This window comes from Streptomyces sp. NPDC001532 (genome assembly GCF_040298625.1).
In the GTDB taxonomy this organism is placed as follows: domain Bacteria; phylum Actinomycetota; class Actinomycetes; order Streptomycetales; family Streptomycetaceae; genus Streptomyces.
In genome coordinates, this window is sequence record NZ_JBEPAL010000046.1 from 54,039 (window position 1) to 67,538 (window position 13,500).

General features: G+C 70.5%; 8 protein-coding genes. 1 reads left to right on the plus strand and 7 read right to left on the minus strand.

Annotated features, from left to right (window positions below; translation table 11 throughout):
• The first annotated feature begins 8 nt into the window (after positions 1-8).
• Entirely contained in the window at positions 9-3,284 is a 3,276-nt protein-coding gene (locus tag ABT232_RS31765; protein WP_351846371.1) for a LamG-like jellyroll fold domain-containing protein, read from the plus strand.
• A gap of 100 nt (positions 3,285-3,384) precedes the next feature.
• Here the strand turns inward: ABT232_RS31765 and ABT232_RS31770 are convergent, their stop codons facing one another.
• From ABT232_RS31770 to ABT232_RS31800, 7 genes are all read right to left on the minus strand, one after another.
• Complete coding sequence (locus ABT232_RS31770) at positions 3,385-5,748, minus strand: AbfB domain-containing protein (protein ID WP_351846374.1); 2,364 nt, start codon at positions 5,746-5,748, stop codon at positions 3,385-3,387.
• 49 nt (positions 5,749-5,797) lie between these two features.
• Positions 5,798-6,832, minus strand: coding sequence for an ABC transporter permease (locus ABT232_RS31775; protein ID WP_351846376.1), 1,035 nt, complete (start codon positions 6,830-6,832; stop codon positions 5,798-5,800).
• Positions 6,829-7,791, minus strand: a complete 963-nt coding sequence (locus tag ABT232_RS31780) for an ABC transporter permease (protein ID WP_351846378.1) — start codon at positions 7,789-7,791, stop codon at positions 6,829-6,831. Before ABT232_RS31780 ends, ABT232_RS31775 begins: the two co-directional genes overlap by 4 nt.
• Positions 7,784-9,343 (minus strand): sugar ABC transporter ATP-binding protein, encoded by a 1,560-nt coding sequence (locus tag ABT232_RS31785; RefSeq protein WP_351846381.1) that lies wholly within the window; start codon positions 9,341-9,343, stop codon positions 7,784-7,786. The genes ABT232_RS31780 and ABT232_RS31785 overlap by 8 nt, the downstream gene beginning before the upstream one ends.
• A gap of 75 nt (positions 9,344-9,418) precedes the next feature.
• Positions 9,419-10,516: an ABC transporter substrate-binding protein gene (locus ABT232_RS31790; RefSeq protein ID WP_351846384.1), complete on the minus strand. Its 1,098-nt coding sequence runs from the start codon at positions 10,514-10,516 to the stop codon at positions 9,419-9,421.
• A 273-nt stretch (positions 10,517-10,789) separates the two neighbouring features.
• On the minus strand, positions 10,790-11,818 hold the full coding sequence (locus tag ABT232_RS31795) for a LacI family DNA-binding transcriptional regulator (protein WP_351846386.1): 1,029 nt from the start codon (positions 11,816-11,818) through the stop codon (positions 10,790-10,792).
• A gap of 76 nt (positions 11,819-11,894) precedes the next feature.
• Positions 11,895-12,926 (minus strand): glycoside hydrolase family 43 protein, encoded by a 1,032-nt coding sequence (locus ABT232_RS31800; RefSeq protein WP_351846389.1) that lies wholly within the window; start codon positions 12,924-12,926, stop codon positions 11,895-11,897.
• Positions 12,927-13,500 lie beyond the last annotated feature (574 nt).

Below are 13,500 nucleotides of genomic sequence, written 5' to 3' on the forward strand. Positions count from 1 at the left end.
AGGCTTCGATGACGAGACAGCCCATCCGTCCGCGCGCCAGAATGTGGGCGCTGCTGACCGCCGCAGCCCTGGTACTGCCCCCGACCGGTCTGACGGCCACCGCAACCGCCGCCGAACCCACTGGCGCCGCCGCCGCGTTCGCCTCCGACCAGGCCGACGTCGAGGTGCACGGCCTCAAGGGCGAGTACTTCAGCATGTCGGCGCCCGGCGCCCGCGACTTCGACCGCCTCGGCGGCACCTCACTCGACCCGCAGATCAACTTCTCGGGTCTGACCAGCACGTTCCAGGAGCTGACCGGGAGAACGGAGCACACCACCGCCCGTTGGACGGGCCGGATCGAGGCGCCGGCCACCGGTGACTACACGTTCCACGCCATCGGCGACAACGGCTTCCGGCTCTTCATCGACGGCGAACCGGTCATCGACCACTGGGAGCCCGACTGGGACAAGGAGCAGACCAGTGCGCCGATCCGGCTGACCGCCGGTGAGAAGCACGACTTCCGCCTGGAGATGTTCCAGGACTTCGGCGGAGCCAACATGTTCCTGCGCTGGTCGACCCCGACGCTGCCCAAGCAGCTCGTACCGCAGTCGGCGTTCACTCCGCCGGAGGGCTTCGAGGTCTATCCGGTGGAACCGTCCGTCTCCGAGAACGGGCGGCAGGTGCGGGCCCGGTTCGAGGGCCCGGTCACCGGTGTCACCGAGGCGGTCGCCGGCCATCTGAAGATCGAGGCCGACACCACCGCGATGCCGGTCGAGAAGGTCGCCGTCGCCGCCGGCGACCCGCAGTCCCTGCTCGTGACGCTCGCGGCGCCGATCCAGAGGAACCAGCAGGTCAAACTCGCCTACGACGGCGAGGGCGGCCTGACGGCCGGCGGCGAGACCGTACCGAGGATCGTGCGCTGGGCGCAGAACGACTCCGCGCACCGGCTCACCACCCGGTGGGGCGACCGGCTCGACGAGAAGAACCCGCTGCCGGAGTACCCGCGCCCGCAGCAGGTGCGGTCCAGGTGGAAGAACCTGAACGGGCCCTGGCAGTTCAGCGCCGCCGAGGCGGGCGAACAGCCGGTGTTCGGCAAGGACCTGGACGAGAGGATCATCGTGCCCTTCCCGGTGGAGTCACAGCTCTCCGGCCTGGAACGGCACGAGAACCACATGTTCTACCGCAGGCTCGTCGACGTGCCGAAGAGCTGGAAGGTCGGCAAGGGCGGTGACGGCAACCGGCTCAAGCTCAACTTCGGTGCCGTCGACTACCGGGCCCGCGTCTGGGTCAACGGGAAGCAGGTCGCCGAGCACACCGGCGGCTACAACGCCTTCAGCGCCGACATCACCGACGCGCTGAAGGGCACCGGGCCGCAGGAGGTCGTGGTCGCGGTCACCGACACCGGCGGCGCCGACCAGCCGAAGGGCAAGCAGTCCACCAACCCGAGCGGCATCTTCTACACCCAGTCGTCCGGTATCTGGCAGACGGTGTGGATGGAGCCGGTCGCCGGCACCTCCGTCGACGACCTGGTCACCACGCCCGACATCGACAGCGGCAGCCTGGCGCTGACCGTGGAGTCCGATGACGCCTCCGCGAAGGCCCGCGTCGAGGCCGTCGCACGCGACGCCCGGGGCAAGGTCGTCGGCCGGGTCAGCGGACCGGCCAACGAGCGGCTGAGCCTGCCGGTCGCGAAGCAGCACCTGTGGAGCCCGGACGACCCCTACCTCTACGACCTCGACGTCAGGCTCACCGACGGCCGGTCGCGCGACAAGGTCGGCAGCTACTTCGGCATGCGGGAGATCGGCGTCGAGAAGGTCGGCGGCTTCCCGAAGCTGGTGCTCAACGGCAGGCCGGTCTTCTCCCTCGCCACCCTCGACCAGGGCTTCTGGCCCGACGGTCTGTACACCGCGCCGAGCGACGAGGCGCTCGCCTTCGACCTGAAGGCGCACAAGGAACTCGGCTTCAACGCCGTGCGCAAGCACATCAAGGTGGAGTCACCGCGCTGGTTCTACCACGCGGACCGGCTGGGCCTGCTGGTCTGGCAGGACTTCGTCTCCGGCGACCTCAGCGGCGAGACGGGGCGCAAGGCCTTCGTCGACCAGGGCATGGAGATGGTGCGGCAGCATCACGACTCCCCTTCGGTGATCGGCTGGATCGTCTTCAACGAGGGCTGGGGCGAGTGGAACCGTGAGGAGAGCGGCCGTATCGCGGAATCGGTCAAGGCCGCCGATCCGTCCCGGGTCGTGAACGCACACAGCGGGGTCAACTGCTGCAACTCCAAGGGTGACTCCGGCAAGGGCGACATCATCGATCACCACGACTACGGCAACGACGACCCGCCGTTCCCCGACCACCGGGCGGCCATGGACGGCGAGCACGGCGGCTTCACCCTGCGCACTCCGGGCCATATGTGGCCGGGCGCCCCGACGGTGATCTACAGCGGGGTGGACGACAAGGAGGCGCTGACGCGGAAGTACGTCGAGAACACCGAGAAGTACTACCTCGACCAGGCCGGCGCCGAGCTGTCCGGTTCGGTGTACACCCAGATCACCGACCTGGAGAACGAACTCAACGGCCTCTACACGTACGACCGCCGGGAGATCAAGGTGGACCCGGTCCGGGTCCGGGAGGTCAACCGCAGGGTGATCGCGGCCGGTGCGGCGGCGGGCGAGCGGGGAGAGCTGAAGGGCGGCGGTCACTGGAAGCTCGACGAGGGCACCGGTACCACCGCACGGGACGACGGTCCGAACGCCGAGCCGCTGACGCTGACCGGCGGCACCACCTGGACCCAGGGGGTCAGCGGCAGCGCGCTGAAGTTCGACGGCCGGGGCCAGTACGCCGTGACCGACGGCCCGGTGCTCGACACGACCGGCAGCTACTCGGTCTCCGCCTGGGTGACCCTCGACTCACTGCCCGGCAACTACGCCACCGCGGTCAGCCAGGACACCCGGCGCCAGGCAAGCCCGTTCTACCTCCAGTACGGTCAGGGCGCCTTCGCCTTCAGCACGCCCGGTGAGAAACGCGCCCGGCTGGAGATCACCCCGGAGACGGGCCGCTGGTACCACCTCGTCGGGGTACGGGACGGCTCGACGGGTGAGATCCGGTTGTACGTCGACGGTGAGCCGGCGGCGACGGCGACGGCCGGGCCGGCCTATCCGAGCACCGGTGCGCTGGCGGTGGGACGGGCCCAGTGGGACGGCTCGCACGCCGACTTCTGGGACGGCTCGGTCGACGAGGTGCACGCCTTCGACCGGGCGCTCACCGCCGAGGAGGTGAGCGCGCTCCACACGCGCGAGAAGCCGTAGCCGGTACGAGAGCGGTCCCGGCGGGTGGCGTCGAGCGCACCCGCCGGGACCGGTCCGGCATCAGCTCCGATCAGGTAGGTTCAGGCCGGCTCAGCTCGGCTCACGGGGCCCAGGGGGCCTCCACGGTCCAGGTGGTGTCCTCCGTGAACAGGGCGGGGTTGTCCCAGGTGTGGTTGCCGCCGGGGGTGGCGAGCCACAACTGGGCGTCGTAGTGGCGCAGATACTGCTCGGGGAAGTTGTACGCGGACAGCCGTACGCCGCCGCCCGCGCCGCGGGTCGGGCAGAAGGTGGCGTCGGCCCGGTACAGGTCGCCGCTGCCGGCCTCCTTGTAGACGCGGAACTCGCGGTGGCGCAGGTACTGACCGGGGTAGTTGCGCGACTCGAAGGAGTAGCAGGAGCTGTCGGCCAGTCCGGGCACGATCTTCCAGGTGGCGTCGTTCTTCAGCAGGGTGTCGCTGCCGCCGGTGACGACGTCGGTGTAGACCGTGCCGTCCCGGTGGCGGACGTAGCGGTCGCTGTAGCCGGGTGTGGTGACGCGCAGCGACCTGTACTGGCCGGTGGGCAGGGTGACGGGGGCCGCCGGTGAGCGGGAGGCGTCGATCAGGGCGCGGTTGGCGGCGCGCACCCTGGCTTCGTCGACCTTGACGATCTGACGGTCGTAGGTGAGCAGGCCGTTGGCCTCGTTCTCGACGTCGGTGATCTCCGTGTAGACGGCGGCGGACAGGCCGCGGGGCATGCGGACCTCGCGGATGGCGTCCAGCAGTCCGATGAAGCGGTTGTTCAGGTGGGCGGCGGCGGGCTGGTCCTCGTAGCTGAAGCCGCCGCCGGGGTACCACTCGTGGCCGGGGACGCGCAGTCCGAGGCCGCCGTACTCGCCGAGGACGGCGGCGCGGGTGGCGCTGGGCACGGTGGTGCCGGGGCCGACGTAGACGTGGTGGTCGACGACGTCGCCGTTGCCGCCGTCGACGGAGCCGCAGCAGTTGACGCCGCTCATGTTGTTCACCAGGCGGGACGGGTCGTAGGCCTTGACCTCGTCGGCGATGCGGGCCTGGTCGTACTGGCCCCAGCCCTCGTTCTGGTTGACCCACATGATGAGGGACGGGGAGCTGCGGTGCTGGTCGATGACGCGGTCGTACTCGGCCTCCCACTGCACGCGGGCGGCGGCGTCGGGGGTGCGCAGGTCCATGGACGGCATGTCCTGCCAGACCAGCAGGCCGAGCCGGTCGGCCCAGTGGAACCAGCGCTGCGGTTCGACCTTGATGTGCTTGCGGACCATGTTGAAGCCGAGGTCCTTGTGCTTCTGGAGGTCGTGGCGCAGGGCCGCGTCGGTGGGGGCGGTGTAGATGCCGTCGGGCCAGTAGCCCTGGTCGAGGGTGCCGGTCTGGAACACGAACCGGCCGTTGAGGACGGGGCGCAGGACGCCGTCGACGCGGGCCAGGCCGACGGAGCGCATACCGGTGTAGCTGCCGACCGAGTCGACGGTGGTCGTGCCGGAGAGCAGGTCCGCGCGCACGTCGTAGAGGAAGGGGTCGTCGGGGGTCCACAGGTGCGGGTCGGGGACGGGCACGGTGAACTCGCTGCCGACCGGGCCGGTGGCGGTGGCCACCGTGGTGCCGCCCGTGGAGAGGGTGACGCGGGCCTGGTGGCCGCTGGTCCCGGTGCCGCGGACGGTCACCTTGAGGCGGTTGTTCGGCAGGTCGGGGACCATGTCGAGGCGGCTGATGTGGGCGGCGGAGGTGGGCTCCAGCCACACGGTCTGCCAGATGCCGGACGCGGCGGTGTAGAAGATGCCGCCGCCGGGGTGCGGGACGACGTCGTTGAGGCGTTGTTTGCCGACGGCCTGGCTGCCGGTCTGGGTGGGGTCCCAGACGGAGACGACGATGGTGTTGGTGCCGCCGTTGAGGAGGTCGGTGATGTCGTAGGAGAAGGCGTCGTAGCCGCCGCTGTGGACGGCGCCGGCCTGGCGGCCGTTGACCCAGACGGTGGTCCGCCAGTCGCTGCCGCCGAAGTGCAGCTGGACGCGGCGGCCGTTCCAGTTCGACGGCACGGTGAAGGTGCGCTTGTACCAGAGCTTGTCGTTCTGTGTGATCCTGCGCTGGATGCCGGAGAGCGCGGACTCGGCGACGAACGGGACCCGGATCTGCTCGCCGAAGGTGGCGGGCTGACCGGCGTCGGCCGAGGTGACGGCGAAGTCCCAGATGCCGTTGAGGTTGGCCCAGTCGGGCCGGGTGAGCTGGGGGCGCGGATACTCCGGGAGCGGGGCGGTGGTGGAGACCTGGCCGGTCCACGGGGTGGTCATGGGCGCGGGCTTGGGGGTCCACGCCCGGGGGGCCGCGGCGGCGGTGCCGGCGGTGGTGAGCGCCGTGCCGGCGAGGAGGGCCGTCGCGACGAGTGCGGTGGTGATCCACCGCACTCGCCGTCTGAACCGTGCCGGCGGAAGACCGTGAGCAGGTGTGTGACGCATCGTGCCTCCTTGGGGAGTGGGGGTGCGGAGACGTGCGCGTGCGTGGTTGTCACATCAGCTGTCGCCGTCGGCCCAGCCAGGTCTGGGCGATGACGACGAGGGCCAGGAAGGCGCCGCTGACCACCAGTTGGTAGGAGGAGTCGAGGGAGCCGATCTGGTTGATCACGTTCTGGATCACCTTGAGCAGCAGTACGCCGACGAGGGAGCCGCTGACGTAGCCGAGGCCGCCGGTCAGCAGGGTGCCGCCGATGACGACGGCGGAGATGGCGTCCAGCTCCATGCCGTTGCCGAGGATGGTCACGCCGGAGGCCAGCCAGGCGGCGTTCAGGGCGCCGGCCAGGCCGGCCAGGACGCCGGACAGGGTGTAGACGAGGATCTTGGTGCGGGCCACGGGCGCGCCCATCAGCGCCGCCGCGTCCTCGTTGCCGCCCACCGCGTACACATGCTGTCCGAACCGGGTGCGGCGCAGCACCACGGCTCCGGCGGCGAACAGGGCCAGGGTGATCCACACCGGGTTGCCGAGGCCGAGGGTGGTGCCCTGGCCGAGTTCGGCGAGGAAGGAGCCCTTGGCGATGAGGTAGGTGTCCGCGCCCTCGTCGGTGAGGGTGAGCATGAGGCCGCGGGCGCCGAGCATGGCGGCCAGGGTGACGATGAAGGGCGCGAGCCGGGAGCGGGCGATCAGCAGTCCGTTGACGACACCGATCAGTCCGCAGACGGCGAGCGGCAGGAGCAGTGCCACCAGGGTGCCGTGGCGTGAGCCCCAGGCGGCCAGCACGCCGCCGAGCGCGAAGACGGAGCCGACCGACAGGTCGATGCCGCCGGTGATGATGACGAAGGTCATGCCGAGGGCGACGATGGCGAGGAACGCCGAGCTGGTCGCCATGTTGGAGACGTTGTCGCCGGTGGCGAAGGTGTCGAAGCTGAACGAGGCAATGATCGAGACGATCACCAGGACCGCCAGCGCGCCGTGCTGCTGGACGAGCGCGCTGAGCCGTTCGGAGCGGGCGGAGCCCACCGGCACGGTGGCTTCGGCCGGTTGACCGCTCGCGGTGGTCACGGGTGCGCCGGTCTTGGTCGCGGTCATCGCTTGCCCCGTCCCCGTGCCGCGTAGACCGCGCACACGATCACTATGGCCTGGGCGATCTGGGTCCACGAGGGCGGCAGATCGTGCTTGATGAGGGTGGCGGTGAGGAGCTGGATGAGGACGGCGCCCGCCACGGTGCCGCCGATGCTGACCCGGCCGCCGGTCAGCGGGGTGCCGCCGACGACGACGGCGGTGATGGCGGACAGCTCCATCAGGTTGCCCAGCGAGGTCGGGTCGCTGGCCTGGAGCCGGGCGGTGGCCAGTACGCCCGCCACGGCCGCGAGCAGCGCGGAGGCGATGTAGACGAGGATCAGCACCCGGCGTACGGGCAGGCCCGCGAGGTGTGCCGCGGGGCGGCTGTCGCCGATGGCGAGGAGCCGGCGTCCGAAGGTGGTGCGCCGGACGACGAAGGCGACCAGCAGCGCGAGCGCGGCGGCGATGAGGATGAGGTACGGGACGCCGGCGATGTCGCCGGATCCGAGCGAGGCGAGCGCCGGGTTGTGCAGGTCCTCCAGTTGCGGCAGCAGCACCAGGGCGAGTCCTCGGCCGCCGACCATGAGGGCGAGAGTGGCCACGATGGGCTGTACGCCGACGAAGGCGACCAGTGCCCCGTTGGCCAGGCCGACCGCCGCGGCGAACACCGCCACCACGAGCAGCGCCGGGATCAGACCGTAGCCGAGGTAGAGGGCGGTCACCGAGGCCGCCAGTGCCATCACGGCACCGACCGAGAGGTCCACGCCCTCGGTGCCGATGACCAGTGCCATGCCGAGCGCGACGATGATGACGGGGGCGACCTGGACGGCCTGGGTGCGGAAGTTCTCGGCGGACAGGAAGTGCGGGGTGATGACGATGTTGACGGCCAGGAGCACGGCCACGCCGGCGTAGACGCCGTAGGTCTGCATCCAGTGCAGGACGCGGGCCTTGTCCAGGGGGATGGTGCGCAGGGTCGCCTCAGCCATCGGTGGCCGCCTCCTTCGCCGCGTCCGGTGCGGCGGCGCCGTCGGCGATGGTCCGCATCAGTTTGTCCTCGGTGACGTCCTGGCCGGTCAGCTCACCGACGACGACACCGTCCTTCAGTACGACCACGCGGTCGGACCCTTCGATCAGTTCCTCCAGGTCGGAGGAGATGAGCAGGACGCCCAGGCCGTCCGCGGCCAGTTCGTCGACGAGTTTCTGCACCTCGGCCTTGGCGCCGACGTCGATGCCGCGGGTGGGCTCGTCGAGCAGCAGCACCTTGGGGTTCATGGCCAGCCAGCGGGCCAGCAGCACCTTCTGCTGGTTGCCGCCGGAGAGTTCGCCGACCTTCTGGTGCGGTGAGGACGCCTTGATGCGCAGCCGCTTGACGAAGGTGTCGACGATGCTGTCCACGCGGGCCTCGGAGACCAGGCCGAAGCGGGAGAGGCGGGGCAGGGCGGCCAGTGCGATGTTCTCGCGGACCGAGAGTCCGGGGACGATGCCCTCGCTCTTGCGGTCCTCGGGGAGCAGGCTGACGCCGGCCCTGATGGCGGCCGGTGTGGAGCCGCCGCGCAGCGGTGTCCCGGCGACCGTGACGGAGCCGGCGCGCAGCGGGAGTGCGCCGGAGATGGCCTTCGCGGTCTCGGTGCGCCCGGAGCCGAGCAGTCCGCCCAGTCCGACGACCTCGCCGGGCCGGATGCTCACCGAGACGCCGCGCAGCCTGTGCGGGACGGTGAGGCCGGTGGCTTCGAGCACCGGGCGGGCGTCGGCGGTGTGGTGGTCGCCGGTGAACTTGGTCAGGCCCTCCTCGCGGACCTCGCCGAGGTCCCGGCCCAGCATCGTCGACACCAGGGCGAGCCGGTCGAGGTCGGCCAGCCGGCCGTGGTGCACCCGGCGGCCGTCGCGCAGCACGGTGACGGTGTCGCACACGGCGTACAGCTCGTCGAGCCGGTGGCTGACGTAGACGACGGCGATGCCGGACTCGCGCAGGCGGCGGATCACCGTGAACAGGGTCTCCACCTCGCGCGGTTCGAGGGAGGAGGTGGGTTCGTCCATGATGACGATCCTCGCGTCCGTCGCGACGGCGCGGGCCAGGGCCACCATCTGCTGGGCGCCGACGCCGAGGGCGCGCAGCGGCTGCCGGACGTCGACCTGGACGCCGTAGGTGCGCAGGGTCTCCTCCGCCTCGCGGTTCATGCGTCCGGAGTCCAGCAGGCCGAGGCGGTTGCGGGGTTCGCGGCCGAGGAAGAGGTTGCGGGCCACGCTCAGCAGCGGGATGAGGTTGACCTCTTGGTAGATGGTGGAGATGCCTGCCTTCTGTGCCTCCAGCGGAGTGGCGAAGGAGACGCGCCGGCCCTGGAGGGTGATGTCGCCGGCGTCCGGCCGGTGGACGCCGGTGAGCAGTTTGATGAGGGTGGACTTGCCCGCGCCGTTCTCGCCGATGAGGGCGTGGACCTCACCGGGACGCAGCGTGAGGTCCACGTCGTCCAGGGCTCTGACGCCGGGGAAGGTCTTGCTGAGTCCGCGGACCGTGAGGACTTCGGCGGGGGGTGCCACCTGTGCCTCCAGAGAAAGGGGATGGGGGGTGGAGGGGGTGAAGGGCCCGGTCGGTGCCGGGCCCTTCGGGAGGTGTCAGTAGGCCTTGCCGATGTCCTGCTTGGCGTTGCCGGCGTCGTAGGCGCCGTCCGCGATGACGATGTCCTGGGGGACTTCCTTGCCCTGGGTGAAGGTGTCCAGCGTCTGGAACGCGAGCGGGCCGAAGCGCGGGTTGGACTCGACGACACCGCTGATCCAGCCGTCCACGATGCCCTGGACGGCGTTGCGGGTGCCGTCGACCGTGACGATCTTGACGTCGCCCGGCTTCTTGCCGGCGCCCTTGAGCGCGGCCACCGCGCCGAGGCCCATCTCGTCGTTCTCGGCGTAGATGCCCTTGATCCCGGGGTTGGACTGGATCAGCTGCTCGGTGACCTGCTGGCCCTTCTCGCGGGCGAAGTCTCCGGTCTGTTCGAAGACGACCTTCAGGCCGGGGGCCTTCTCGGCGACGCGCTCCTTGAAGCCCTGGGTGCGCTCGGTGGTGACGTTGTTCCCGGCCGCGCCGAGCAGGATCGCGACCTCGCCCTTGCCGCCGGTGGCCTCGATCATCTGGTCGGCGGCGCGGCGGCCCTGGTCGACGAAGTCCGAGGCGATGAAGGAGACGTAGTCCTTGCAGGCCTCGGCGTTGATCTTGCGGTCGATGGTGACGATCGGGACCTTCTTGGCGGCGGCGGCCTGGAGCACCGGGTCCCAGCCGTCGGAGTTGAGCGGGGCGATGACCAGCAGGTCGGCGCCCTTGGCGAGCAGGTCCTGGACGTCGCTGATCTGCTTGGAGAACTGCGACTGGGCGTTGGCCGTCAGCAGCTTGACGCCGCGCTTGGCCGCCTCGTCCTTGATCGACCGGGTCTCGGCGATGCGGAACGGGTTGGCTTCCTTCTCGGACTGCGAGAAGCCGACGGTGGCGTTCCTCAGATCGAGTTTCTCGGCGCCGTAGGCGTCGATGGTGCAGCTCTTGCTGCCGGGTTTCGGTGTGACGACCTTCTGGGCGGCTTCGGACGCGGCCGCCGAGGGCTTCCGCTCGCCCGCGGCGTCGTCCTCCGACTTCGCGCAGGCGGTGGCGGACAGGGCCACCGCGGTGGCCAGGGCCACGACCACAGGGCGGGCGAACGGGCGGGAACGATGAGTGGTGCGCTGCATGGTGACCCCGATCCGGATGACGCTGAGAGGGAATGGGGGAGCTGAAGTGCGCGGAGATGGTGCGGAGTTGTGCGTCTCCCCCGGCCCCGGGCGTTGCCCGGGCCGTCGCAAGGAGGTTTTTACATCGTTGGAAGGATGCTGTAAACCCCCTGTGCACGAGATCTCGAACGGGGGTTTGGGGACGGTCGGGAAGCGGGCAGAACCTCTGCCGAACCGGCTCCGTCCGCCACAACCCCCTTCACCAGCAAGGCACTTGACCGAGACGAGGTGGCCTCAGCCCGCCGCTTCGTCCTTCGTACGGCGTCCCAGCGTGCTCTCCCGCTCGACCAGGCGGTAGTCGGCCCAGATCCGCCGCGGCTCGGGGGCCTGTCCGGCGAGGCGGGCGAGCACCGACTCCACCGCCAGCCGGCCGATCGCCTCCTTGTCCGGCGACACCGAGGTGAGGGTCACCGTGCCGAACCGTCCCTCCACCACGTCGTCGAAGCCGACGACCGCGATGTCCTCGGGCACCCGCAGACCCCACTCGTGCAGCGCCCGCATCGCCCCGATCGCCATCGGGTCGTTGTAGGCGAACACGGCGTCGGGACGCCGTCCGGTCTCCAGGATGCGGGTCATGGCCGCCGCGCCGTCCGCGTGCCCCCAGCCCTCGGTGGCGGCGACGAGACCGTCGTCGGCGGACAGCCCCGCCGCCGTCAGCTCCTCGCGCCAGCCGCGCACGCGCAGTTCGGCGGGACGGCTGCGCCCGCGCCGGTCGCCGATGAACGCCACCTCCCGGCGCCCCAGGGCGACGAGGTGACGGACGGCGGCGCGGGCGGCGGCGACGTTGTCGATGGCGATGTGGTCGTACGGCAGGTCGTAGTCCCGCTCGCCGAGCAGCACCAGCGGCACGTTCTCCGCGCGGTCGCGCAGGTCGTCGGCCTCCAGCTCGATCGGACTGAGGATCAGCCCGTCGATGACCCGCGCCCGGAAACCCTGGCTGACCAGCATCTCCTGTTCGCGGTACCCGCCCGTGTGGTCCAGCAGCACGATGTAGTCGTGCTCGGCGGCCGCGTCGATGACGGCGGCGGCGAGTTCGGCGAAGTACGGGTTGCCGAGCTCGGGCAGGGCCAGCGCGATGATGCCGGTACGGCCCTTGCGCAGATGACGAGCCGTCAGGTTGGGCCGGTAGCCGAGCGCGTCGATGGACCGCTGGACGCGCTCGCGCATGGCGGGGGTGACGTGCTGGTAGTTGTTCACCACGTTGGAGACGGTCTTGATGGAGACTCCCGCGTGCGCGGCGACGTCCTTGAGGCTGACCCGCACGTCGATCCCTCTCCCGAGCCCGACTTTTACAACGTTATACAGGCGTTTGGGCGGCAGTGACAAGACGGGTCGGCGGCTACTCGAAGAACTTGAGGCTCCAGCCGGTGTCGGTGGGCGCGCCGGGGACGTTGGCGCGACTGTAGGTGGTGGCGCCCCACCAGCAGAAGGTGCCGGTGTACCAGTACCGGTTCTCCCAGGTGTAGGGCGTCCCCTTCGGGACCGCGTGGAACATCAGCGGGAACCTGGGGCCCGCGGGCGGGCTGGTGGCGATGTCGCCGTCGAGCAGGACGAAGCTGTGGTGACCGGGTCCGTCGACGTTCAGCGTCGGGTCCCAGCCCGCCATCATGGTCGCCCGGTGGGACCCGAACAGGCAGCCGTTCGACTTGTACCAGTCCCATACGTACGTCGGGTCGCCGCCGGCCCTCAGCCGCAGGTCGGCCAGGCAGTACTGGTCGCTCCAGCTGCCGTTGGCCGAGTAGACGACGTGCAGCTGCCCGTTCGGGTCCTTGATGGCCTCGGGGCCCTCGTTGATGTACGGGTTGCCGACGACCCGCTCCCAGCTCTCCCGCGGCTGCGAGATGACGTACCGCGCGCCGGTCGGCGTGGTCGGGCTGCTCATCCGGGCGATGTAGAGGTTCTGCTCGACGTTGCTGTCGCCGGCCCAGCCAGACCAGACGAACCAGCGCTGCCCGTTGAAGGTGAACAGCGTTCCGTCGATGGCCCACTTGTCGTCCGGCAGAGCCAGCTTGGTCTCCGCGGTGTATCCGCTGTCCGGGTTCGCGGAGCTGATGACGTACATGCGGTGGGCCGCTCCCCGGCCCGCCGTGAAGTAGATGTGGTACCGGCCGCCGTCCCGCACGATCTCCGGCGCCCAGACCTCTCCCAGCCCGCGGGTGTCCGACCAGACCTGCCGGGCGGGCGCGGAGGCCAGCGCCGACGTCGAGGACGCCTGCCGCACGACGATGCCGCCGCCGGCCGACTGCACCGAGATGTAGGTACCGCCGACCCGCAGCACGCTCGGGTCCGCGGCCCGCAGCCCCGTCTGCTCCGCCTGGACGGGTCCGGCGGACGTCAGGGACAGCGCGACGGCGAGGGCGCCGGAGAGCACGGCGGCGGCGAGGCCGCGAAGCCGACGAGAGAGTTTCGTGGTCCCGTAGTTCGAGGTCCCGTGTTTCGAGGTTCCGTGCTTCGAGGTCCCGTCTTTCGCGGTCCCGTTCAGCGAAGTCCCGTTCGTCGGGTGCCCGCGCGTCGGGTTCCCGTTCGTGTTGGTTCCGTTCGTGCTGGTTCCGTTCGTGTTGGTCCCGTTCGTCATGGTCGAGTCCCATGGTCGGCCTCCGCTTCGACGTCGGGCCGACGGAGGAACGCCGGTGGGGGACGACGTCTGGTCGGGGCCGCGTCGGAGGACACTGCGGGGGGCGGCCCTGGCCGGTGATCTCCTTGCGCCCGCGCCGACTTGAGCGTCGGCAGGCTTGTACATCGATGGAAGCGGGCGGGTTCTCACAGAATCGCGACGAGGTGGGGGCGTGTCAACAGAGGTGCTCGTCACCGACGATGAGCGCCGCGGGCGGCGGCAGGCGCCGGTGCCGGGTCGGCGCCGGTGCCGGGCCGACGCCGGTGACGGGACGGCGCCGGACAGAGCACGCTGTCCGAGCACACCGCCGGGACCTGCAGCGCACCCGGCC